The organism is Paenibacillus sp. W2I17, assembly GCF_030815985.1.
GTDB lineage: Bacteria > Bacillota > Bacilli > Paenibacillales > Paenibacillaceae > Paenibacillus.
In genome coordinates, this window is record NZ_JAUSXM010000001.1 from 6,668,982 (window position 1) to 6,694,854 (window position 25,873).

The 25,873-nt window shown below is 49.6% G+C and carries 17 protein-coding genes; 15 read left to right on the forward strand and 2 right to left on the reverse strand.

Features of this window, described 5'->3' with window-relative positions:
• Positions 1-116: 116 nt before the first annotated feature.
• From dnaJ to QF041_RS29675, 9 genes are all read left to right on the forward strand, one after another.
• Entirely contained in the window at positions 117-1,241 is a 1,125-nt protein-coding gene (gene dnaJ / locus QF041_RS29635; protein ID WP_062835521.1) for a molecular chaperone DnaJ, read from the forward strand.
• 240 nt (positions 1,242-1,481) lie between these two features.
• Complete coding sequence (locus QF041_RS29640) at positions 1,482-1,850, forward strand: hypothetical protein (protein WP_017687219.1); 369 nt, start codon at positions 1,482-1,484, stop codon at positions 1,848-1,850.
• Between the two features lie 221 nt (positions 1,851-2,071).
• Positions 2,072-2,251, forward strand: coding sequence for a YfhD family protein (locus tag QF041_RS29645; protein ID WP_017687220.1), 180 nt, complete (start codon positions 2,072-2,074; stop codon positions 2,249-2,251).
• Positions 2,244-2,636, forward strand: coding sequence for a hypothetical protein (locus tag QF041_RS29650; protein ID WP_076211655.1), 393 nt, complete (start codon positions 2,244-2,246; stop codon positions 2,634-2,636). Before QF041_RS29645 ends, QF041_RS29650 begins: the two co-directional genes overlap by 8 nt.
• 190 nt (positions 2,637-2,826) lie before the next feature.
• On the forward strand, positions 2,827-3,792 hold the full coding sequence (prmA, locus tag QF041_RS29655) for a 50S ribosomal protein L11 methyltransferase (RefSeq protein ID WP_307416697.1): 966 nt from the start codon (positions 2,827-2,829) through the stop codon (positions 3,790-3,792).
• 3 nt (positions 3,793-3,795) lie between these two features.
• Positions 3,796-4,476 carry a site-2 protease family protein gene (locus tag QF041_RS29660; RefSeq protein ID WP_074095894.1) on the forward strand — a complete coding sequence of 227 codons (681 nt, stop codon included), beginning with the start codon at positions 3,796-3,798 and terminating at the stop codon, positions 4,474-4,476.
• Positions 4,477-4,614: 138 nt separating this feature from the next.
• Complete coding sequence (locus QF041_RS29665) at positions 4,615-5,379, forward strand: RsmE family RNA methyltransferase (RefSeq protein WP_307416698.1); 765 nt, start codon at positions 4,615-4,617, stop codon at positions 5,377-5,379.
• 2 nt (positions 5,380-5,381) lie between these two features.
• A complete protein-coding gene (mtaB, locus tag QF041_RS29670; protein ID WP_047843791.1) occupies positions 5,382-6,728 on the forward strand; it encodes a tRNA (N(6)-L-threonylcarbamoyladenosine(37)-C(2))-methylthiotransferase MtaB in 1,347 nt (448 codons plus the stop codon).
• 114 nt (positions 6,729-6,842) lie between these two features.
• Positions 6,843-7,277, forward strand: coding sequence for an NUDIX hydrolase (locus QF041_RS29675; protein WP_307416699.1), 435 nt, complete (start codon positions 6,843-6,845; stop codon positions 7,275-7,277).
• A gap of 57 nt (positions 7,278-7,334) precedes the next feature.
• Here the strand turns inward: QF041_RS29675 and QF041_RS29680 are convergent, their stop codons facing one another.
• The gene (locus QF041_RS29680; RefSeq protein ID WP_017687227.1) at positions 7,335-8,336 is read right to left on the reverse strand and encodes a Na/Pi cotransporter family protein; all 1,002 of its coding nucleotides are present in this window, start codon (positions 8,334-8,336) and stop codon (positions 7,335-7,337) included.
• A 620-nt stretch (positions 8,337-8,956) separates the two neighbouring features.
• On the opposite strand from QF041_RS29680, the gene QF041_RS29685 reads away from it, so the two are divergent.
• The 6 genes from QF041_RS29685 (at position 8,957) to QF041_RS29710 (ending at position 23,979) form a co-directional block, all read left to right on the forward strand.
• Positions 8,957-10,333 carry a class I SAM-dependent rRNA methyltransferase gene (locus QF041_RS29685; protein WP_307416701.1) on the forward strand — a complete coding sequence of 459 codons (1,377 nt, stop codon included), beginning with the start codon at positions 8,957-8,959 and terminating at the stop codon, positions 10,331-10,333.
• 200 nt (positions 10,334-10,533) lie between these two features.
• Positions 10,534-14,037: a helicase-exonuclease AddAB subunit AddB gene (gene addB / locus QF041_RS29690; protein WP_307416702.1), complete on the forward strand. Its 3,504-nt coding sequence runs from the start codon at positions 10,534-10,536 to the stop codon at positions 14,035-14,037.
• On the forward strand, positions 14,034-18,461 hold the full coding sequence (addA, locus tag QF041_RS29695) for a helicase-exonuclease AddAB subunit AddA (protein WP_307416703.1): 4,428 nt from the start codon (positions 14,034-14,036) through the stop codon (positions 18,459-18,461). The genes addB and addA overlap by 4 nt, the downstream gene beginning before the upstream one ends.
• 59 nt (positions 18,462-18,520) lie before the next feature.
• Positions 18,521-19,705 carry an exonuclease SbcCD subunit D gene (locus QF041_RS29700; RefSeq protein ID WP_307416704.1) on the forward strand — a complete coding sequence of 395 codons (1,185 nt, stop codon included), beginning with the start codon at positions 18,521-18,523 and terminating at the stop codon, positions 19,703-19,705.
• The gene (locus tag QF041_RS29705) at positions 19,702-23,121 is read left to right on the forward strand and encodes an SbcC/MukB-like Walker B domain-containing protein (protein ID WP_307416705.1); all 3,420 of its coding nucleotides are present in this window, start codon (positions 19,702-19,704) and stop codon (positions 23,119-23,121) included. The genes QF041_RS29700 and QF041_RS29705 overlap by 4 nt, the downstream gene beginning before the upstream one ends.
• Positions 23,122-23,634: 513 nt before the next feature.
• A complete protein-coding gene (locus QF041_RS29710; RefSeq protein WP_036674796.1) occupies positions 23,635-23,979 on the forward strand; it encodes a hypothetical protein in 345 nt (114 codons plus the stop codon).
• A 760-nt stretch (positions 23,980-24,739) separates the two neighbouring features.
• Here the strand turns inward: QF041_RS29710 and QF041_RS29715 are convergent.
• Complete coding sequence (locus QF041_RS29715) at positions 24,740-25,873, reverse strand: bifunctional cystathionine gamma-lyase/homocysteine desulfhydrase (protein ID WP_307416707.1); 1,134 nt, start codon at positions 25,871-25,873, stop codon at positions 24,740-24,742.

The window sequence follows — 25,873 nt, forward strand, 5'->3', positions numbered from 1 at the left end:
GCGAATTAAACATCGGTGACGTTCGAATTAGAGGGAAAGTCATAGCCGGGGCTCCCGCGCTTTGGCTTTCCTTTTGTCACGATGTGCGATATGGTGAATGATATGGGGGTGGAAGAGTGGCTGAAAAGCGTGATTATTATGAGGTGCTTGGCGTTAGTAAAACGGCTAACGACGATGAGATTAAAAAGGCTTACCGTAAGCTTGCCCGTCAGTATCACCCTGACGTAAACAAGGCTGCTGATGCGGAAGCTAAATTTAAAGAAGTTAAAGAAGCTTACGACGTAGTGAGTGACGGTCAGAAGCGTGCACAATATGATCAATATGGTCATGTCGATCCGAATCAAGGTGGATTCGGTGGTGGCGGTGATTTTGGCGGCGGCGGATTTGGCGACATCTTCGACATGTTCTTTGGCGGCGGTGGCGGTGGACGACGTGATCCAAATGCTCCGCAACGGGGAAATGATCTGCAGTACACGATGACGATTGAGTTCAAGGAAGCTGTATTCGGTAAAGAAACCGATATTACGATTCCGCGTACCGAAGGCTGTGATACCTGTCATGGCTCAGGTGCCAAACCTGGAACGAAACCGGAAACCTGCTCGGTCTGCCAAGGTAGCGGTCAGCAGGAAGTCGTGCAAAATACACCGTTTGGTCGTATGGTTAATCGTCGTGCATGTTCGAACTGTAGTGGTTCGGGCCAAATTATCAAAGAAAAATGTACAACGTGCAGTGGTAGCGGTAAAGTCCGCAAGCAACGCAAAATCCATGTCCGCATTCCAGCGGGTGTAGATGATGGCGCGCAACTGCGTATGACAGGTGAGGGCGAGGGAGGCCTGCGTGGCGGACCAGCGGGAGACCTGTATATTGTCATTCGCGTGAAATCACATGATTTCTTCGAGCGTGAAGGTGACGATATTTATTGCGAAATCCCACTTACCTTTGCTCAGGCAGCTCTGGGAGATGAGGTTGAGATCCCGACGTTGACTGAAAAAGTGAAGTTGAAAGTACCAGCTGGTACACAAACGGGAACGTATTTCCGACTCAAAGGCAAAGGTGTACCACGCCTGCGCGGTATGGGGCAAGGGGATCAACATGTGAAAGTGGTTGTGGTTACACCTAGTAAGCTGAATGACGAGCAGAAAGATCTGCTTCGCCAAATTGCTGCGCTGGATGGAGAGCAAACACATGAGCATGAACAATCTTTCTTTGATAGAGTGAAACGCGCCTTCCGCGGCGACTGAGAATAAAATATAGCAAGTCCAAAAGGGCACCATAGCGGTTTTTACCGTAGGGTGTCCTTTTTTGTACGCCTTTTTTATAGTTTCAGTGGTTTTGGCAAAATCCTTGGATTTATGCTACAAAGAACGACAGCAATTTGTGGGAGCATTTCGGTATATTCTGAGCGAACTTGCGGAAAGATAGCATGGCGAGAATGATATGCATAGCTGATATGCGAGAAATTAGGAAAGCAGGTGAAGCGGATGACCGAGAAAAATATTTTGGCGTACTTTCACAGCCCGGAGCAGGCTCAAGGGGCAGCCAAAAAACTGGAGGCATTGCGAGTGGAGGACCTGTCAATTAATCGATTCAGCCGATATGCGGGTGTAGGACCAAGCGGGGCTTCCTACAAGCCGGGTGTTTCCGGCAGTTTTTCATCATGGGTGCCCGATTCGATGCAAACAAATGCCAGTGCTGGAATCATGGCTGCGGCGGACCCTTCTGCAAGCGGCATGAGTGATGGTGGACAGGGTGGACCAACGGGAAGAGATGTATTGCTAACTGTCATCGTAGATGAATCGGTACATCACCGCGCTATGTCTATAATCGAACAAGCCGGTGGAATGATCTAGTTTTAAGAAATATATATAAGATGGACAGATAATTACACTTTAACGGAGAGTGTAGAACCAATCTGAAGAAGCGAAGCGTGCGCCTTTATCCCCGGATTTCTCCCTTTAAGGAGGGAGTTGAAGAAATCTGGGGATAACAGCGATCGGAGGATGGGACTACAATCGGAGTCTTACAGTGTAACAAATATTAGTTCATTTTAATTTGAAGGAGGAGCATTACAATGGCAGAACATGAACGTCCAGGCAAGATTTTAACGAAAACGGAAAAGATGAAACGTATGCAATCCGCAAAAAATGAGGACGTGGAATTCAGCGCTGAAGCTGCGGATCATGAAGATATCGAAGCACTACGCCGCAGTGAAGCGGCTGATCGACGTCAGGGACGGGAGCTTCATGACTGAAGATCGCTCGGCAGTGACCCTCGAAGCTGTTTTTACAAGCTGGACTGAGGCCGAGTCTGCACGCAGAGCCCTGGAATTGTTGCACCCGAACCAATTAAGTATCGAGAGCCTTGGCAATGAAGCGTCTGCATTGGATTCAAACGATGTTACGGGCTTCGATAATTCTCCTACGGCCGTCGTCGGAGGATTTAGTGGCGAACTGAATGTACTTGCCCTGATTAGTGATGAAACGGAAATGTTGTCTAATGGTCAGGTGTATGATACACCCAAAGAGGATTCGGCAAACAGGCTAAAACAAGAAATTTTGCTGACCGTGTCCGTTTCCAACGATTCACTCCCGCAAGCCGCAGAGATGATCACACAAAATGGTGGGCGTTTTTGCTAAGTGAGATTCAAAGTATGCTAAATGCTTAAGTAAATGAAACAGATATGTATGAATAGATGACAGGATATTCGAGCAGTCAGGCTGCGGATATCCTGTTTTGTTTTTCTTTTACTGGTGCGGCTTTGTGCTTCGGCTAGCTTGTGTAGTACAATAGTTGGGATGTTTGAAAAATGAGGAGGAAAAACCAAGTATGTTATGGCATGAACTAACAATACATACCACAGAAGAAGCTGTGGAGATGATTTCGAATTTTTTACATGAAGCGGGTGCTGGAGGGGTTTCGATTGAAGAGTCCGGTACTTTAAATAAAAAACGGGACACGACATATGGTGAGTTATACGACGTTCCTTTGAATGATATTCCGGAAGGCTTTGCGGTCATCAAAGGGTACTTCTCCGAAGGTACGGATATGGTTGCATTGCAGTCCGAAGTTAATCCGAGAATTGAGGAACTCTCCGAATTCGGAATTGATACAGGTGAGGTTCGTTATGAGACACGTACAGTGGATGAAAATGACTGGGCAACAGCCTGGAAGCAATATTTCAAGCCGATACGTGTATCGGAACGTCTGACGATTAAACCAACGTGGGAAGAGTATACGCCAGAAAGTCCGGATGAGAAAATTATTGAGCTTGATCCAGGCATGGCTTTTGGTACAGGAACACATCCAACGACCTCCCTCTGCTTGCGCACACTGGAAACGGTTATTCAGGGCGGCGAGGAAGTCATTGACGTAGGTACAGGTTCTGGTATTTTGGCTATCGGAGCGATAAAACTTGGGGCAAAACATGTACTGGCGCTCGATCTTGATCCAGTTGCGGTAATCAGTGCCAGGGAAAATGTGGAACTGAATGGGCTGGAGCAACAAATTACGGTTAAAGAGAGTGATCTGTTGTCCGTCCTCGGGAGTCAGGACCCTTCGCTAGGTGTGCAACTGCCAGTTAAGGTTGTTGTGGCGAACATTCTGGCTGAGATCATTTTGTTGTTCGTGGACGATGTCTATCATGCGCTTGAGTCTGGTGGGACCTATATTGTATCCGGCATTTGGAAGAACAAAGAGCAGGTTGTGCATGGTGCACTGGTAGCCTCCGGGTTTGAAGTGAGTGCGATCCATCGTGATGAGGATTGGCTGGCGTTTGTAGCCAGAAAGGGGTAACCCATGGACTTTTGGAATTCGTTCTTTCGTTATCCGATCGATCAGCTTCCGTTTTTCCTGCTGACCATCCTGATCGCATTTACGGTGCATGAATTCTCGCATGCGTATTTTGCCAACAAATTCGGTGATCCGACAGCCAAGCTGTTGGGTAGGGTCACGCTTAATCCGGTTGTACACTTTGACTTGTTTGGTGTGCTGTTGCTCATTATTGCCGGCTTTGGTTGGGCACGTCCAGTTCCGGTTAATCGTGCTAACTTCGACAAACCTAGATTGATGGGCATCATCGTATCCGCAGCAGGGCCTCTGAGCAATCTGTTGCTTGCGATCATCGGTACAATCATCTATGCTTCACTGGTTGGTTCGGGAGCACTCGGCGGCATTGATAATGAGCGGTTGCTGACAGCAATCACAACGTTTTTCGCTATCTTTAACTTAACCAACTTTTTCCTGTTCCTGTTTAACTTGATTCCGTTGCCACCGCTGGATGGTTATCGGATTCTGGAAGATGTAGTGCCACCTTCAATCAGCCGCAAGCTGCAAGGGGTGGAGCAATGGTCTATTTTTATCTTCCTATTGATTCTTGTTATACCTCCGTTGCAAAATGTGACGATTCAACCTTTGTATGAGTTTGCGCAAACGATGTATGTGGATCTGGCAAAGCTGGTTATTGAATTATATCGCTAAAAGCGCATCGTGTTTTGGGCTGATATACTGGTCAGAAACACGTAAAAGTTGTATGATCATCTGTGGCGATTGGATTCACGCCTGTCATCAGGCGGGGTGAATTCCAGTCATAACAGGACAGAATGGGTGGATTGACTAATGCAGCGATATTTTGTATCTGCAGAACAGTTTAATGAACACGCTGTGATCATCACAGGTGATGATGCACGCCATATTGGCAAAGTCATGCGTGGTAAACCTGGAGATAAACTGATTGTCAGTGACGGAAACTCCAGAGAAGCACTCGTGGAAATTGAGACCATTGAAGTTGGCCAAGTTACTGCCAATATTGTGGAACCTCTCGAGATGGACCATGAAGCACGCATTCGTGTAACCGTGGCACAGAGTTTGCCCAAGGGTGACAAGATGGAAACAGTTATCCAGAGATGTACTGAGATTGGGGCGGTATCATTTGTACCCTTCCTATCAGAACGTACGATTGTGCAATATGATGCCAAGAAAGAAGGCAAACGGTTGGAGCGGTGGCGGAAAATTGCCAAGGAAGCTGCCGAACAGAGTCACCGGAATCGTATTCCATCCGTGGAGCAGCCGCTTTCCTGGAAAGGGCTGTTATCTTCTTTTGAGGGCTACAGCCTGGTATGTTATTGTTATGAGAAAGAAAACGGTAAACAGCTGAGAGATGCACTGAAGCCGTTTGTAGAGCAACTTGCACCTGGTGCAAGTGCAGAAGTTTTGATCGTGGTTGGACCGGAAGGTGGATTTTCTGAGAAGGAGACGGCAGAGGCCGATCAGGCAGGTGCTGTATCTGTTGGACTGGGCAAACGCATCTTGCGTGCTGAGACAGCTGGAATGGCAGCACTAACTTGCGTGCTATATGAATCCGGAGAAATGGGAGGAATGTAATTATGCCATCCGTGGCGTTTTACACCTTAGGCTGCAAAGTTAATTTCTATGATACAGAGGCGATTTGGCAATTGTTCAAAAACGAAGGTTACGATCAAGTGGACTTTGATGAACAGACAGCGGATGTATACTTGATTAATACTTGTACAGTAACCAATACCGGCGACAAAAAGAGCCGTCAAATTATTCGTCGTGCCATTCGGCGCAACCCGGAGGCGATTGTGGCCGTTACAGGCTGCTACGCGCAGACTTCTCCGGCAGAGATTCTGGACATCCCAGGGGTGGATCTGGTTATCGGTACACAGGACCGTGACAAGATTTTGCCATATGTTAATGAAATTCAGGAGTCCCGTCAACCGGTTAATGCGGTGCGTAATATTATGAAAACCCGTGTGTTTGAAGAGATGGATGTACCTGATTTTGCTGATCGTACCCGAGCTTTCCTGAAAATTCAGGATGGATGCAATAACTTTTGCACGTTCTGCATCATTCCGTGGTCTCGCGGTCTCTCACGTAGTCGGGAAGCAAACAGCATTATTCAACAGGCGCATCAACTCGTACACGCCGGATACAAGGAGATTGTTCTGACCGGTATTCATACAGGTGGGTATGGCGATGACATGGAGAACTATGATCTGACCGATCTGCTGTGGGATTTGGATAAGGTAGAGGGGCTGGAGCGTATTCGAATCAGCTCGATTGAAGCCAGCCAGATCGACGACCGTATGCTCGACGTGATCAAACGTTCCGACAAACTCGTTCGTCACTTCCATATTCCGCTGCAAGCGGGTGATGATACGGTGTTGAAACGCATGCGCCGTAAATATACGACAGAAGAGTTTTACAACAAGATGCTTCGCATTCGGGAAGCAATGCCTGATGTAGCGATTACAACAGACATCATTGTTGGATTTCCAGGTGAGACGGATGAGATGTACCGTAATGGCTATGAGTTGATGCGGAAGATCGGTTTTTCCGAAATGCACGTATTCCCTTATTCTAAACGTACGGGTACACCAGCAGCACGGATGGAAGATCAGGTGGACGAAGAGGTCAAAAATGCACGTGTGCATGAACTGATTGACTTGTCTGAGCAGATGCAGCTGGAGTACGCTGAGCAGTTTGTCGGACAGGTACTGGATGTTATTCCCGAAGGTGAAGCCAAAGGCCGCGAGGGAAGTGGTAAGCTGCACGGTTATAGCGACAACTACATTCAACTGGTCTTTGACGGAACGATGGATATGGTCGGTAAAGTGTGCCGAGTCAAAGTGGTTGAAGCCGGCGTCAACGAGAGTCAGGCTACGCTGGTACGTGTGTTGGAAGAGAATCTTAAGTCCGCCGCGATGTGATCGAGGCGTCAGAAACAAGGATTTCATTTCCTTGGGGAGCTTACCCGGGGAGATGAGGTCCTTCTTTTGCAAAAAAATAAAATAAAGATATCGAAGTTGATGGGGGAGAGCACGATGAACAAAAAAGAAATTTCAGCAGGCGGAGTTGTTTATAGAACAGGGGAAGACGGACGTCTTCAAATTCAGCTTATCGTAGATCGTTATGGTAAAACAACTCTCGCCAAGGGCAAAATGGAAGATGGAGAAACAATCGAACAGACAGCACTACGCGAGATTTTGGAAGAGACAGGTATGGTGGGTCGCATTGTAGAGCCGGTTGATATCATTGCTTATACGTACCAACATGCAGATTTTGGCCCGGTGGACAAGGAAGTTCATTATTATCTCGTTGAAGCCGAGAGTGGTAATCTACAGCCTCAGATTGAAGAAATCAAGGGTGTGGATTGGTATGCTCCGGAAGAAGCATGGTCCTTACAGCAGCAGAACGGATATGATAATAACGATGATATCTTGCGTGTAGCCCTGAACAAGTTAGGCATTAACGTATAACGCATTATTGTTCGAGTCAGTTAGCCGCGCGCTCTGTGGGTATGGATAGGCAGATCATCAAGCCACGGGTGACTTCGCCGCTGGGGCGTGGACCGGTGGTTTTTTGTGCCAGATTGGCAAGTAACAGAATGGCAAAGCAAGCAGTGAACTGGTGATGTTAAAAAGGGTCTGGGCATGCGCAATCTGTGCCCCGTTGTCCGCTGACAGCCAGGCCGAAGCTGCATGCAGCTGGCCGATCAGCGGCATAAACAGCAGCGCTCCCGCAATGTTTAATACAACATGGGAGGCTGCAACAAATTTGCCTGCGGATGCTCCGCCCGCGGCAGCAATCACAGCGGTGATGCAGGTCCCCACATTGGACCCGATCACAATGGCGATACCGATCTCCACAGGCAATACCCCTGTGGCTGCGAGCGTAATCGCCATGCTAATGACAGCTGCGCTGCTGTGAATGAGCGCTGTCAGACAGGCACCTGCCAGGAAGCCCCACCACAAGCTGTCGGCCGACCGGTCGAGAAACCATTGAAATACGCCCATGCTCCGCAAGGGCAAGGCAATGGATTGCATCACCTGAATGCCTGTCATAACAAGTGCAAATCCCGCAGCTGCGAGGAAGCTGTACTGGATGTTAAACAGAGTCTGACGCGTGCGTTCAGGAGCGGCCAGATTGCGTTCACCAAGAACAACAAACATGGCCCAGCCCGTTAGCGACAGGACGAGTAGCGGCAGGGAAGCGCGTCCGATCTGCAGTCCCACCAGCTCCGTTGTCAGGCATGTCCCGATGTTGGTGCCAAGGATGATGCCAAGTGTGCGTCCATAGGTAATTAATCTGGCATTAGCCAGTCCAATGGTGAGTACGGTGACCGCAGTACTGCTCTGTAACAGGGCCGTTGCGCCCGCACTGAAGGCCATGCCTTTCCATGGAGCAGAGGTGGCACGATTGAGCCAACCTGCCAACATGGGCCCTGCCATGCGCTGCAAGGCGGTTTCCATCAACTTCATGCCACCAAAAAAGATAATAAGCCCATAGAGTAGGGGCAAAATCACATCTCTAAACATAGAAACATCATTCCTTCCGTCCGGGTTCCTTAACTCATCCTATGAGTAAGAAAAGACAACCATGACAAGCCTAAAGGAATTCAGAGGGAAGCGACCTAAATTACCCCACCCCAATTCGAAAGATACGATGATTCGTGCAAACGTAGCGAAGAAGACGAAATTGTTACCGAAGAAGCAAAGCGGTAGCGCCAACATGCTCTTAAACTGCCGCACCCCAATTCGAAAGATACGGTGATTCGTGCAAACGTAGTGGAGGGGACGAAATCGAATCTGAAGAAGCGAAGCGTGCGCCTTTGTCTCCGGATTTTCCCTTTAAAAAAGGGAATCAAAAAAATCTGGAGACAACAGCGATCGGAAGATCGATTCGTAACCGGAACGTCACTTAACTGCCGCACCCCAATTCGAAAGATACGGTGATTCGTGCAAGCGTAGTGGAGGGGACGAAATCGAATCTGAAGAAGCGAAGCGTGCGCCTTTGTCTCTGGATTTTCCCTTTAAGAAAGGGAATCAAAAAAATCTGGAGACAACAGCGATCGGAAGATCGATTCGAACCCGGAACGCCATTTACGCGCCGCACCAAACCTATCTTTTCAACTAACTATGAAAGAAGTGGATCTACCTTGCCATCAGTTACACTCGAACGTAGTCGCAAAAAGCGGCTTGAACATGCACATCCATGGATATTTAACAATGAAATTGCCTCTGTTGACGGAAACCCGGAGCCGGGAGATCTCGTCAATGTATTGAATCATCAAGGTCGCTATCTGGCGACAGGATATTACAATCCCGCATCTCAAATCACAGTAAGAGTTGTAGCGTATCAACCGCTGGAGTCCGAACAGATGGACACCGCGTTCTTTGCAGCGCGTTTCCGCGATTGTTTGCGTCATCGGGAACGCTTTATCCAGGATGGCGAGGCATATCGTCTCGTTTACGGTGAAGCTGATTTTCTGCCAGGATTGATCGTTGATCGGTTCGGCAGCATCCTCGTTGTACAGTTGCTTACACTTGGCATGGATCGTTGCCGTGAAGCCATTGTACAGGCACTCATTGAAGTAATGCAGCCGGAAGGCATATATGAGCGCAGTGATGTCTCGATTCGTGAACTGGAAGGTTTGGAGCAGACCAAAGGTCCACTGTACGGAGAGTGCCCACGACATGTCACGGTTACAGAGAATGGACTACTCATTAAAGTGGATATCGTGGAAGGGCAGAAGACAGGTTACTTCTTCGACCAACGCGAGAATCGTGCAGCGATCGAACCGCTCATGAAGGGTTGGGGCTACAAGAGTGGAATCACACTACAAACGACCGAGCAGGATGGCACACAGCAGATGTTGCCTGTGAATAAAAGCGGTAAGGTAGTTACATTCCCTTATTGGGACGGTGCCACCGTACTGGAGTGCTTCTCACACACGGGAAGCTTTACGTTGAATGCTTGCAAGTATGGAGCCAAAAAAGTGACTTGTCTTGATATTTCGGAGCATGCCATTGAGAGTGCACGAACAAATGTAGAGCTGAACGGTTTCACAGACCGGGTCGAATTCGTAGTTGCTGATGCATTTCAGTACTTGCGTGAACAAGTGAAGGGGCTGGATGAACGTACCGCACGTGCACGTGCAGGCGAACAGAAAGTGGATACATCCAAAGCGCTGGCAGCTGGCGGTAAAACATTTGATGTCGTCATCCTCGATCCTCCTGCATTTGCCAAAACGAAATCAGCAGTCAAAGGTGCATGCCGTGGATATAAGGATATCAATCTGCAAGGAATGAAACTGGTCAATGAGGGTGGATATTTGGTAACAGCCAGCTGTTCGTATCACATGCGTCCAGACCTCTTCCTGGATACGATTGCTGATGCAGCGGAAGATGCAGGCAAAGTGCTTCGTTTGATCGACTGGAAAGCAGCCGGTAAGGATCACCCGCAAATTTTGGGCGTGGATGAAGGACATTACCTGAAATTTGCTATTTTCGAAGTGCGCAGTAAAAAGAATTAATCGTATGATTTCCGTTTCCAATCAAGTATAGATCAAGTCAAAAGTCCACAGTGTGATAGCTGTGGGCTTTTTGCTGTTTTGCTGTGTTAACGGAGATGATCTCCGGTTTTACCGAATAGTGGCAAACGTATGTTCCGAACCAAGTCAGATATGTTATACTGGGAATTAAAATCTTGTACGTGTGGTTTGGAGGATTAGACATGTCCGTTCGTTTTGTTATTGGCCGGGCAGGCAGCGGCAAAAGCTCGCTGATTACCCGGGAAATTACAACCCTGCTTCAACAAGAACCGCAAGGTAAACCTTTGATTTTACTCGTTCCGGAACAGAGTTCTTTTCGAACAGAGCAGGCATTGGTGTCTTCTGGAGCAATTAAAGGTACGATGCGTGCAGAAGTGCTGGGCTTTCGCCGTTTAGCCTATCGCGTAATGCAGGAAGCCGGCGGTTCAGCTCGTATTCCGATCGGAGCCGAAGGCAAAAAGATGCTGCTCTATAAAGTCATCCAGCGCCGTAAGGAAGAATTGAAGCTGTTTGGTGCATCCGGCAGCCAGCTGGGTTTTATAGGCGAATTAAATGACTTATATAGTGAATTTAAACGTTATGAAGTTGATCCAACATTGCTGGAAGACGGGCTGTCTGGAGGGAATACCTCATCCACTTCGCCGATTCTGGAGGACAAGTTGCATGACTTGAATCTGATATATCGTGACTATGAACAGGAACTGACCAATTTATATATTGATGATGAAGACACGTTGACTGAGCTGACAGATCGTTTGTCGGAAAGTGCATTGCTGCAAGATGCCCAGATCTGGATTGATGGTTTTCAGGGATTCACGCCACAGGAGATGAGTGTGATTGGTCGACTGATGTTGCAGTCCTCTTCCGTGACCATTGCACTGACATTGGATCGTCCTTATGATCACGGCGCACTGCCTGGGGAACTGGAACTGTTCTATCCCACGGCAAGTGCCTATGCGCGCCTGAAAGGGATGGCTGACGAACTGGGTATACCGAGCGATATAACCGTGCTAGATTCGGAGATTCCACCGAGATACAAGGATCGTCCGGGACTTGCTCATCTGGAGGCTGGTTTCGACCGGCGAATTCGTTGGAAAAGTGAAGGCCTTGATTCCGGAATCCGACTGGTTGCAGCGGAGAACCGACGTGCTGAGATGGAGGGGGCACTGCGTGAGATGCGGCGCCTGGCACAAAACGAAGGTGCGCGTTACCGGGATATGGCAGTACTTGTCCGGCAGTTGGATACCTACGCTGATATAGCTGAACCTCTATTCAGGGATTATGGCGTACCCGTCTTTCTGGACCGCAGAAGAAATGAACTTCATCATCCATTGTCCGAGTTTATCCGTTCCGCACTGGATATTGTTCGGCGCCACTGGCGTTACGAGGATGTATTTCGCTGTGTCAAAACGGATCTGCTGCTTCCGCGTGATGGTTCCATCACTCGTGAAGATATGGACCAGCTTGAGAATTATGTACTGGCTTGTGGTATTCACGGGTATCGCTGGACTGACGGCAAACCGTGGAAGTATGTACCAAGCCTGTCGCTCGAAGACAACGGTCAGGATGGCCGTAGTCGAGGACGGGACCAGATGCTTTCTTTAATGGAGAGTTGCCGAACGGTCATTACAGATTCCTTGGGTGTTTTTGAGAAACGAATGAAAAAGGCAAAGACAGCCAAAGCCCAGTGCGAGGCACTATACAGACTGCTGGAAGATGCTGAGATTGCATGGAAGCTGGAGAACATGTCTGCTGAAGCTAAGGCACAAGGTGACCCCGAACGGTCGAGAGAACATCGGCAGATGTGGGGAGCTGTGCTGGATTTATTGGATCAGATGGTCGATATGATGGGGAATGAACGGCTGGATATCACGCTGTTTGCCGGGATGATCGAGACCGGATTGACGGAACTGAAGCTGGGTCTGGTACCACCAGCACTTGATCAGGTACTGGTTGGTTCCATGGACCGAACACGTCTTCAGGACATCAAATACGTATTTATCCTTGGCGCCGTTGATGGTGAATTACCCGCCGTACCTCAGGATGATGGCGTATTAACGGAACTGGAAAGAGCGTTACTGACGGAAAGAGGTGTGGCGCTTGGACCAAGTGCAACAAGGCAGATGCTGGATGAACGTTTCCTGATCTATACGGCACTTACAGCCGCAAGCAGCCAGTTGTGGCTGAGTTACCCGGTTGCTGATGATGAGGGGAAAGCACTGCTTCCTTCCGAGATTGTCCGCCATGTACGGAAGATGTTTGGTTTACAAGAACAGCCATTGCTCGCTCAACCACCGATTGCGAACTCGGAAGAGGCGCATTGGTCCTATGTCACCCATCCAGGTCAGAGTCTGTCTGCGCTCATTGGACAATTGCGCAAATGGCGCCGAGGAGAAGAAATCCCTGAAATGTGGTGGGCGGTCTACAATTGGCATGTATCTCGGGAGACAAGCAGACCTCAGCTGGAGCGGTTGATGGGATCGATCTTTTATCGTAATCGAGCATTGCCACTACGTACAGCTACCAGTCGCAGACTGTATGGTACAGAGGTGAGGACGAGTGTCTCGCGAATGGAGCGGTTTGTTGCTTGTCCGTTCTCTCATTTTGCTTCGCATGGGCTACGCCTCAAAGAACGGCAATTGTACCGCCTTCAGGCTCCTGATATCGGACAGCTGTTTCATGCTGCACTAAGCCAGCTAGCTATGCGGTTGCGTGAGGAAAACCGTAGTTGGGGCAGCTTGACTCCAGAACAATGCCGCAAGGAAGCCGAGCAAACGGTGGAGCAGATTGCACCACAGCTGCAAGGGGGGATTTTGCTAAGCACCAAGCGATACGGTTATATTTTCCGCAAATTGAAGGACATTGTTAGCCGGGCATCCGTTATTCTCGGTGAACAGTCCAGACGTGGAAGTTTTGAACCGATTGGGCTGGAACTTGATTTTGGACCGGATAAAACCCTGCCGCCACTGCGTTTTGAACTGGAGAACGGTTGTGTGATGGAGATCGTGGGTCGGATTGACCGTGTGGATGTGGCAGAAGGCGAGAATGGTCTGCTCTTGCGTGTCATTGACTACAAATCAAGCCAGACGGACCTCAAGTTACATGAAGTGTACTATGGTCTGTCATTGCAGATGCTCACCTACCTGGAGGTGCTGCTTAGTGCTGCCGAAGAATGGCTTGGGGAAACGGCGATGCCGGGAGGAACGTTGTATTTCCATGTGCATAACCCGTTGTTGCAATCCGCAAACGGCATGACATCGGAGCAGGCAGGACAAGAACTGCTGAAACGGTTCAAAATGAAAGGTTTGCTGCTGGCAGATCGGGATGCAATCGCTCAAATGGACAACACCCTGGATAAGGGGTATTCAGCGATTATTCCAGTTGCCCTTAAGGCGGACGGAAGCTTTTATAGCAGCGCCGCTGTAGCTACGCCAGAGCAATGGGATACGCTGCTTGCTTCGGTTCGCAGTAATATCCGTGAGATTGGTACCCGGATTACGGATGGGGATGTGGCCATTGAGCCTTATCGTATTCAGCAGGAAGTGGCGTGTACGTTCTGTCCGTATAAGCCTGTTTGTCAGTTTGATGAGAATATAGAAGGAAATGAATACAACCTGTTGTCCAAACCGGGCAAACAGCAAATCTGGGATATGTTATCTCACACTAAGGGAGGGGAAACATCATGACGAATATGCCAAAACCGGAAGGAAGCTTCTGGAGTGATGACCAGTGGAGTGCCATCTCGGAAAGCGGAGAAGACATTCTGGTTGCCGCTGCGGCGGGATCAGGCAAAACAGCTGTATTGGTTGAACGAATTATTCGCAAGATTGCAGATCCCTCCCAAGGATTCAGTGTGGATCGCTTGCTTGTAGCTACATTTACCAAAGCGGCCGCCGCCGAGATGAAACAACGGATTCGGGAAGCGCTGGAACGTGCGCTTGAAGAACAGCCTGGAGAAGAGCATCTGCGTAAGCAGCTGTCGCTGCTTGGACGGGCATCTATTACAACGCTGCATTCATTCTGTATGGAAGTCATTCGCCGTTATTATCAACAAATTCCGTTGAACCCGGCTTTTCGTATCCTGAATGAAAATGAAGCGGAAATCATGCGCCAGGAACTACTCGAAGAACTATTTGAGGAAAAGTATGGCGAAGAAGATGAAGGTAGTACATTCCGCGAATTGGTGGACTGGTTCAGTGGAGAACGAAATGATGATGCGATGCATCGACTGGTGCAACGATTGTATGATTTCTCCCGCAGTCATTCCTGGCCGGATCATTGGCTCTCAGAGATGGCATCTGCTTTTCAGGTGGAAAGTGTGGAGGCACTTGGACATTCAGCATGGGTTCAGAGTATTTTGCGTGATGCGGCTCTTGCTTTGAGTGGTGCAGCAGGACTGCTTCGTCAAGGCATCCATATTTCCATGCAGCCTGAAGGACCGGCACCTTATGCAGATACGTTAAAAGAAGACCTGGTGATGGTAGAAGAGCTGTTGTCTGCGGCCCAGGTTATGCCATGGGAAAGGTTGCCTGAAGTGTTTCAACCCGCTGCATTTGGCAAACTGAAACCCTGCAAAAAGGATCAAACGGACCCTGCTTTACAAGATCAGGTGAAGGAACTCCGTGAGGCTGCGAAAAAGGCAGTTACCGATCTGAAAAGCTCATTGTTTGGAAGAACTGCGTTTTCGTTCTGGCAGGAACTGGAGCAGGCGGCACCACTTATGCAGGAGTTGTCGAGGCTGGTTAGTACATTTGGAGAACGTTATCGACAGGCCAAACAGGAACGTGGACAAGTTGACTTCAGTGATCTGGAGCATTACTGTCTTCACATTTTACGACATGAGGATTCAACGCCTGAAGTGTCGATGCCTTCCGATGCGGCTATGGAGTACCGTTCGCGATTCGATGAAGTTTTGCTTGATGAATATCAGGACACCAATACGGTTCAGGAAGATATCGTGAAACTGATCTCCAGAGAAAACCCGGGTAACCGATTCATGGTCGGTGATGTCAAACAGAGTATCTATCGTTTCCGGTTAGCCGAGCCGGGTCTGTTTATGAACAAGTATCGCCAGTATGGAGCGAGCACACGTGAGGATGGAATGGTGGAAGATCGTCTGCATCGTACAGGTCAACGTATTGATCTTGCGCGGAATTTTCGTAGTCGAGCAGAAGTCGTGCATTCGGTCAATATGATATTCCGTCAACTCATGAACGAAGGTGTGGCAGAGATTGCTTACGATGAACGAGCTCAACTGGCATATGGGGCTACTTTTCCGTCAGAAACACTTGGTGATGAGGCGTATACACCTGAAATCATGCTGATCGATCGTCAGGGTGGTGGTCCTGATCTGACAGAGAGTACGGATGAGAATGGGGATGCATCGGTCTCCGCAGAACTGGAGAGTGCCGAACTTGAAACAGCCCAGTTGGAAGCAAGGGCGATCGCAAGGCGTATTCGTGAGATGGTTGGGGATACGGACAAACCTGCCCTCCATGTATATGACAAAGCCCTGCAAACGATGCGCCCGGCACGTTACGGTGACATGGTTATCTTGCTGCGTTCAACCTTGATGTGGGCTCCGCTCATGATTGAGGAATTCAGACAGCAGGGAATTCCTGCTGGAGGAGAACAGAGCAAGGGTTATTTTCAGGCTACAGAAGTGGAAATCATGATGTCTCTGCTTCAGCTTGTTGATAATCCAAGGCAGGATATTCCGCTTGCTTCCGTGCTTCGTTCCCCGATTGTAGGACTGGATGAAGAAGAACTGGCACAGATTCGGCTCGGTGACAAAAGACAGTCATTCTATGATGCGGTTATATCGGCTGCTGGAGAGTGGAGCGATTCTTCCACTAATGCCGTACAACAATCCCGGCAGGATAATCATCCTGATACCAATATCGTCCAGTTACAGTGGCCGGAAGCCTGGTCAGAGATTGAACAGGGACAGCGGGAGACAGCAGCTTCAGTCGAGGCAGAGATCCTGGATGATGTCTATGAATTCGATGTGCATACATTGCATACAGATGGAATGCAAGATGCTGGTGTTGCGGGACATGCAAGTGAGGATCTGAGCATAACGGAGATCTCAGGCTCGGAGTTACAGCAAAAGTTAATTCGCTTTATGCGTCAATTGGAGCAGTGGAGACTTGAGGCAAGACAAGGCAGTCTAAGTGAACTGATCTGGCGTATGTATCGGGAAACCGGTTATTTGGACTGGGTTGGTGGTCTTTCAGGAGGACTGCAACGTCAAAGTAATCTTAAGGCATTGTACGATCGCGCACGACAATATGAGGAATCAACTGCGAATCGCGGCTTGTTCCGTTTCCTGACCTATGTTTCCAGACTGCGGGAAAACGGGGGAGACCTCGGGACTGTAACAAGTAGTTCTGGTGAGCAGGACAACGCCGTACGTATCATGACGATTCACCGGAGTAAAGGTTTGGAGTTTCCAATTGTCTTTGTCGGTGGCATATCCAAGATGTTTAATCAGCAGGACTTGAACGCGCCGTTTCTAATGCATAAGGAACTAGGATTTGGTCCGAGGTTTGTGGATCGTGAGAACCGGGTTGCCTATCCTACATTAGCCAATCTGGCGATTCGTCGTCGTGCGCAATTTGAACTGCTTGCTGAAGAGATGCGTGTGCTGTATGTTGCGTTGACCCGTCCCAAAGAGAAAATGATTCTGCTGGGTACCGTAAAAGATGCCGCGAAAAAAGCGCTGGCGTGGTCTCAGGTCAAAGATAGCCCTAAACTGGCATTGCCAGACCATCTGCTTGCTGCTGGACGGAGTTACCTGGACTGGATTGGACCATCCCTGATGAGACATCCAGATGCGGTTGTGCTGCGTGAACTTGCTGGAAGCAATGATTCGTTCTCAGCCTGTCTTGCAGATGATCAATCACGATGGGCGATCTCTATTATTTCCGCCGATCAGGTATCCCGTGACCATGTGGTGGATCAGACACTCGGAGAAGAAGACGGGATGACTGAGGTACGGAAAGAACGAATTGCTGCGCTAAAAGCCGTTCAGCCTGTGAAGTTGGTTACATCCTCAACGGTAGAAGAGCTGACGAAGATTGCACAAGATACGGCTAACCAAAACATTGAAGATGAAGGTGCAGATACAGTAGCTCTTCAACAAGAGGAGACACGGCTGATCCAGGAGGTTGATCAACGGCTTTCTTGGACGTACCCCTATGAAGCAGCAACTCAAGTGGCAGCCAGCACATCTGTCACGGAGTTGAAAACGTTACTTGCGATGCAGGACATCCAGTCCGTAGAGGTGATGGAGGAACTGGGAGAACAGTCCGAGAAATTATTGGATTATAACACCCCAGGAATCAATTACACCAAAGATGAAGCAGGCCATGTACTACGTGGCGTATCCGATGAATCTAACGAGCGTGAGACTGGATCATGGACAGATTCAAACGGTACGGTGAACCTTCCGGATGCGGGATCTGCAGGTACGTCTTTCAAACTGCACCTGCGTCGTCCCAAATTCATGGAGGCAACGCAGTTGACAGGGGCAGAACGGGGGAACGTGTATCATACGTTGATGCAGCATCTTCCTATAGATGGATCGGCCATTGATTCACAGCTTATTGAGCAGACCACTCAGCGATTGGTAGAGCTTCAGATTTTGCTGCCCCACCACGTGGAGGCTATCGAACTCGAAGAACTGGTCGAATTTTTCGATACAGAACCAGGGAAAGAGCTGTTGCGTGCAGCGTGGGTAAAACGGGAGATTCCGTTTGTGTATGGACTTCCGGCACATCAGTCTCCTGTGGAATGGCTACATGAACGGGCGGCGAACTCAGATATACAGATGCTAAAAGAAGGTAGCAAAATGCAGGCAACGATTGAAAATGAAACCGTGCTTGTACAGGGGATTATCGATTGTCTGTATGAGGTGGACGGCGAGCTTGTCTTGCTTGATTACAAGACGGATCGAGTTTTGGAGCATCGTGGTGGTTTGGATGAACTTACCAAAAATTATCGCTTCCAGCTAGATCTGTATGGACGGGCTATTGAAGATATATTAGGTCGGAAAGTTGACCGGAAATGGCTGTACTTTTTTGATGGTGGACATGCAGTGGAATTGTAAAGGAACTGGATCGGAATTTAAAACCATGGATTTCATATGGGAGAGGGGTGGAACGGACGATGCGTATTCTGCATACAGGGGACTGGCATTTGGGAAAAACGCTGGAAGGACGAAGCCGACTGCGTGAACAGGAAGATTTCGTTGATGAACTCGTCAGGGTCGCTGATGAGCAGCAGGCAGATGCCATATTGATGGCCGGAGATGTGTATGATTCGGTGAATCCTCCCGCAGCGGCGGAACAGCTTTTTTATGAAGCGGCAGCACGTCTGACGGAGCATGGAAGACCTCTTGTGGTGATTGCTGGAAATCATGATCAGCCAGAACGTGTAGCTTCTGTAACTCCACTTGTGAACAGACAGGGCATTACACTCGTAGGGATGCCTACTTCAGAAGCGGTAACCATCCATGCAAAGCGAACCGGAGAAATTGCACAGATTGCCGCATTACCTTATCCTTCTGAAGCCAGATTGAATGAACTGCTGACAACAGATGGTGACGAAAATGTGCTTCGTCAGGCATACAGTCACCGTGTGGGCATGTTAATGCAGCGTCTGGCAGCTTCTTTTCGCCCGGATACCGTGAACTTGGCCATGAGCCATATCTATGTGCTCGGCGGACTTGAGAGTGATTCGGAACGTCCGATTCAGATCGGTGGGGCCTACACGGTCGACCCTTCATCTTTAGCGACTGGTGCGCAATACACGGCGCTTGGGCATCTTCATCGTGCACAGGCTGTCAAAGGAGACGGTGTGATTCGATATAGCGGTTCTCCTCTCGCCTACAGCTTCTCGGAAGCAGGGCAGAGCAAGTCTGTTACGATGGTTGATCTGGCACCGGGCGGAGCTGCACAGGTGGAGGAAGTTTTGTTAACGTCCGGGCGTCCGCTTGTGCGTTGGCAGGCGCGTGGTGGTTTGGCAGAAGTATATCGCTGGCTGGACGAGGGACGTGATCCACAGGCTTTTATCGACATGGAAGTGTGGCTGGACGAGGCGATGTCCCTGAAGGAGATTCAGCAGCTGCGAAAATCACATGAAGGTATCATCCATATTCGCCCGGTGTATCCCGAGATGGCTGCAGCAGGCCTTTTGGAGCAACGATCCGAGCTGCCTGTACATGAACTGTTCCGCAAATTCTATCAGCGTCAGACCGGTGGTGCACAGCCGGAAGACAGCCTGGTACAGCTTTTCCTGGAACTTGTGGATGAAGACGAGCCGGGTGTGCGTGAGGAGGTCGAGGAAAGATGAAGCCGATTTTATTAAAAGTTGCCGGACTGCAAAGCTATCGGGAGATGCAGGAGATTGATTTTACCGTGCTGACGGAGACGGGACTATTCGGTATTTTTGGTCCAACGGGCAGTGGTAAATCTTCCTTGCTCGATGCCATCACACTCGCCATGTACGGAAAAGTGGAACGCGCGGTGAACGGGACGCAAGGCATTATGAACCATGCAGAAGATTCGTTGTCAGTTGCTTTTACATTTGAACTGATGTCGGCGGAAGGCACTCGAAGGTTCCGGGTAGAGCGACGTTTCAAACGAAATAATGAAGTGTCGGTGAGTAACACGATCAGCAAATTCATAGAGACGATTAATGGCGAAGAACAGGTACTTGCCGACAAATTGGCAGATGTGAATCGCTGTGTTGAAGATGTGATCGGTTTGAAGATGGATGATTTTACACGGGCAGTGGTTCTTCCGCAAGGGAAGTTTGCCGAGTTTTTATCACTTAAAGGCAGCGAACGTCGTCAGATGCTGCAACGATTGTTCCATCTGGAGAAGTATGGGGATCAGTTGGCCATCAAATTAAGTCGGCGGGTCAAGGATAATGATATGGTTCACCAATCTCTTGCTGCGGAGCAACAGGGACTGGGCAATGCCAGCAAGGAGACGCTGGAAGAAACGAAACGTCTACTTCAAACCGCTGTTCAGCAGTCTGAATTGTCCCGCAAAGCACTGGATGAAGCTGCGAAGGAAGCTGAACAACTGGGCAAAATTCGTGAGTTAAGTAACGAACGGCAGGCTCGGACAGATGAACAGCAGAAGCTGAAAGCAATGGAACCACAGATAGAGGCAGGGGAACAACGGCTGAAACAATCCGTTGCGGCAGATGCAATACTGCCTGCGTTGCAGACGGTTCGAGATGCCACGGCTACACAGAAGCAGCGGCAGGATACCGCCGAGACAGCTCATCAGCAAGCACTGGAACATGAGCGTCTGGCTGTTCAGGAAGCGGAGAAGGCTGAGACGGCACGTAAGCAAATGACTGAGGAAGAACCGAAACTTTTGCTGCGCCTGGAGCAACTCGAACAAGCAAAAGAGCTGCAACGGGAACGGGACGGGCTTCAGGCCGATTGCTCGCGCCTCGCGCAGCTTCTGGAACAGGGGCAGGGCGAACAGACTGCGCTAGGGCAGCAGCTTGAGAAAGAAAAGGAGTTGCAACAGCGTGGACGCAAACGACGTGAGGAACTACAGGAGAGCCTCAAGCCAAATGAAGTGAAGTCAGAGGAACGCAGACAGCTGCAGGCTGCGCTTGAACTGAAGCATCGTGTGGATACTGCCGCGGAGCAGTTGCAGCAAAATAAGGCTGACATGCAAGCCTATAAGCAGTCGGCAGAACAGGGAGCCGACAAGCTGAAGGCGGCGGCTGAGGAAGAAAAACGCCTGAGTGATGAGCGTCAGCATCTGGTAGAACAGGCGTCAGCAGGTCTTGAGGCCTTGCTTGCCTGTGAGCAGGATATTAGCCGCGAACAAAGCCTGCTGGCCCTTGCGGAGGAACAGCTGCGTGGCACAATGCGCGAGCAGGAGCTGCACCGGCTGTCCTCCGCCTTGCGCGCCGAGCTGCGTGACGGCGAGCCATGCCCGGTGTGCGGCTCGCCGCATCACCCGCTCCCGGCTGCGCGGCCGGGAGAAGGTCCGCACGCAGGCGATGCGGACCTGGAACTGCTGCGCAGCCTGCACGCGGAGCTGCAGGAGCTGCGCTTTGGGCTGCGCCAGCAGCTGCACGAACGTCGCAGCCTGCTGCCGCAGCTTGGCGCTGCGGCCGGCGAAGCTCCTGCCGCAGCCGAGGCCGCGCCTGCGGCAGCGGAGCCCGAGCCCGCCGGGTCGCCCGAACATGGGCGCTCCCCGGCAGGCTGGGCATCGCGTGCCGCTGCGCTGCGCGAAGCCGCGCAGGCGCTGGCTGCCGCAACAGCGCCGCTCCAGGCCGAAGCCGCCGCGTTGCAGCAGGCGGCTGTGGGCGCGCAGCAGCGCCGCATGGAAGCGGCAGCTGCGCAGGAGGCCGGCCGTGCCGGGCTCGCCCAGGCGGAGCGCAAGCTGGCCGAGAGCGAGGCTGCAGCGGCTGCCTTGCAGGGCCGCTGGGCCGCGGAACTGCCGGGCATCGCTCAGGAGGAGGCCAAGGCCCTCTATCAGGCGATGCAGGAGCGCGATGCGCGCGCCGAAGACATCAAGGAACGTCTGAACAAAAGCGTGACGTTCCTTGATGAAAAAGACCAAATCATCCAATCTCTCCAGCAGAAGCTGGTGGAATTGGAAAAACAACTGATTCAGTGGCAAACGGAGTGGCAGGGCAATAGCAAACAGCTGGCAGAGAAGGAAGAACGTTTGCGCCAGTGGGTTGGGGAGCAGCGGGTAGAAGATCTGATTACTGCGGCTCAGGCTCGTCTGGATGGACTGCGGAAAACAGCTTCGGACTCGGCACAACGCTTCAAAGAAGCGGATACACTGAAGCAGGAATCAGCCAAGAAAGACGTCATGGCACAGCAGGCAGCCGCCTCGGCCACAGAACATCTGCAACAGGCACAGGAACGGTGGAAGCAATTGCTGGAAAAATCTCCGTTTGACTCGGATGATGCTGTTGTATCGGCGGCAATTCCTTCACAGGAAGCAGAACGACTGGCAGGAGAGATCCAGCAGCACCGTGAACGTGAGCGTGAACTGGCATCCCAGTTGCGTGAATTGGAACAAAAGCTGGATGGAGCTGTCGTATCGGAGGAACAGTGGTTAGCCTGCACCGAACGTTTGCAGCAGGTCCGAATTGAGGATGAGGCTGCCCTTCGTGCCAAAGCACGTGCAGAACGTGATCTGGAGGATGTGGAGCAGCGACATGTTCGCTGGACCGAACTGGAGAACAAGCGGGTGGAGGTAAGCCGTCAAGGTGAGCTGCTCAGCAAATTGCAATCCGCGTTCAGAGGCAATGCTTTTGTCGAGTATATTGCCGAAGAACAACTGATGCAGGTTAGTCATGCGGCATCTCAGCGTCTGCGCTTCCTGACCAAACAGCGTTATTCACTGGAGGTGGATTCCGGTGGCGGTTTTGTGATCTGTGATGATGCCAACGGGGGAGTCAAACGACCGGTATCAACGTTGTCAGGTGGCGAGACGTTTTTGACCTCATTGTCGCTGGCCTTGGCACTGTCGGCCCAGATTCAGCTGCGAGGTCAGTACCCACTTCAATTCTTCTTCCTGGATGAAGGGTTTGGTACCCTTGACCCTGAGCTGTTGGATACCGTCATTACGTCTTTGGAAAAATTGCATGACGACCGATTAGCTGTTGGTGTAATCAGTCACGTGCCTGAACTGCGTGCACGCTTGCCGCGCAAACTTGTGGTGATTCCAGCAGGTGAGGCCGGAAACGGCTCACGTGTGGTCTTGGAGACCCTGTAGAGGGAAACGTGTATGATGCATATCCGCTTACAATACGGACTTGGGCCAGAATGCCGAAAATATAGTGCGGATGTATGTTTGTTACGAGTAGTGATCTGTCACCGATCGAAGAGCAGAACGTGGAGAAAAGAGGGAAGCAGTACGCTTCTCTCTACCCCAATTCTCAGCGAAATAAATGATAAAAGCTCTTATAGTCCAAGCAACTGAATATTACCGAATTGATAATGTAAAAATATTTCTTTTCTTGCTTTTATAACATAGTGGAGTGAGTTACATCACAGATACAGGTTCATCCGGCTGTTATACTACAGTTAAGCCGACAAACTTTATTTAAGTACCCCGGCGGACATCTGATCAGGACGTTTCCTGAATAGATGTCCGCGCAGCAGACTTCCAAGGAAGCCGCTCACGGGGTGCTTCATTTTTTGTGTTTTTTCGTCAGTAGTGTCAATTCGCCCAGTTCTGAATACCATGAAAAGGTGATCAAGAGCAGAATCAGGGAGGCGTTGGCAAGTGGAAAAAGTGGAAGCGAAGAAAATATGTAAGGAACATATGCACCGTTATGTATGTGTACAGATGAATGATGGTATGCACTACGATGGCATTATGGAAAATGTGGATGACGAAATGATCTACTTGGCTGTTCCCGTTGGACCAGAAGCCATGGTGAATCATGCGAACTGGGCTCCGAATGCAATGCCCGGAGCAAACTACCCGATAGGTCATACTCGCGGGTTTTACCCAGGATACGGGTACCCTACTCCTTATCCGTATTATGGTTATGGCCGTAGACGTTTTAACCGACTGGTGCTCCCGTTATTTGCGCTTACAGCGTTAACCCTTTTACCGTACTATTGAAATTGAAAAAAACAGGCATAACTACAGTGATTCATTCTCATGCTTCTTATGAAAATCCTCGAAAATACAAACTGAGGATGGATGTTTTTGTTCATGCTACTATACAGTATGGAATATAGAAGTCTTATCACATACGAAGTCTCAGCCTGATGTATCGCAACAGTCATTGCAATACAACTGGCAACATACGAACATCCAAAAGGTCATGCCTGTGCAGAAGCGAACTTCTGTAAGGCATGACCTTTTTTTGAACCTGATTAGTGTAAGATCGAAGATGAACGGATAGCACATAACTTGTATTTAAACCTACTGAAAGCAGACCTGGCCTGAACGTCCGCAGCAGCAATCGGTGTACTGCATCCTGAATATGCGAGAACGTGCCTATGTGCAAGCTTACGATCAAGACACCGAAAAAGCTTTAATTCTCTATTCCGATAAAAAGCTTCGCTTCGTGTGGAATCGATGCTGTTCTCTTGCCCACGGTTGGAGGAGCAGAGCATGATGTGAGCGCTGACGAATCTGAGGCATCTTATTAACGGCTTTGAAGCATCCGCAAAATTTTAAGGAGTCTGAGACACGTTATTACCGAATAAAGAGCCGTTTTCAGCATTTTTTTGAGGGTGTTTTGGGAAATAACGTGCCTGATGTTCCTCATAATTTCAAATAAGTGCTTGAACATCAAATAAGACGCCCTGTGTTCCTTAGAAAATCGTCGACTACCCATTCGCGAGTATCAGCCAGCATGGGTTTCAAAATGCCCTTAACTTAATGCGGATTTCAAATCCTCAAGTAAATCTTCAACATCCTCGATCCCAACGGAGATACGAATCAAACCATCCGTGATCCCCAATTCTTGCCGACGTTCATAGGGAATGGAAGCATGTGTCATTCGGGCAGGTACAGAAATTAAACTTTCCACCGCGCCCAGACTTTCAGCCAATGTGAAATAACGGACTTTGCTTAACACGTCATCTACTTTTTCAGCACTGCCTACATCAAAGGAAACCATACCGCCGTATCCTCTGGCTTGCGTGGAAGCAAGATTGTGCTGTGGATGGTCGGGCAACCCGGGATAATAGACTTTGCTCACTGTTGGATGCTGATTCAAAAATGTCACAAGTTGCTCTGTATTGCGTTCTTGCGCTTCCATTCGCAATCCCAATGTTTTAAGACCTCGCATTAACAGCCAGGAATCCATAGGTCCCAGAACTGCGCCAATTGCATTTTGAATAAAATGCAGATCTTCACCAAGTTGCTCGCTGTTGACAACCGCAAGTCCTGCCACGACATCACTATGCCCACCGATATATTTTGTTGCAGAATGCAATACAATATCTGCCCCCAGAGCCAGCGGAGTTTGCCAATAAGGCGTACTAAACGTGTTGTCCACAATGAATAGCAACTCATGTTGTTTCGACCATTTCGCTACAGCAGCAATATCGGTGACCTTGAGTAACGGATTGGTAGGTGTTTCTACATAGATGGCCTTTGTATTAGATTGCAAAGCTTGCTCCAGTGCTTGTAGTGAGGTGGTATCTACAAAGGTAGACTCGATCCCCAGACGATTCAGCACCTTGGTGAAAATGCGGTAAGTCCCGCCGTATACATCATCCGTCAGAATGACGTGATCTCCAGTTTCCAACAGAGACAGTACAGCGTGAATTGCAGCCATTCCCGAACTAAAAGCAAAACCTCGAACGCCATCCTCCAGCTCTTTAATGACTTCTTCCAACGCATGACGGGTAGGGTTCCCTGTTCGTGAATACTCGTATCCTTTGTGTACGCCAACCGATTCTTGCTCATACGTGCTTACTTGATAGATCGGTACACTCACTGCTCCAGTGTGTGGATCACCAACAATACCTGCATGAATCAGTTTGGTTTTTGGTCTCAT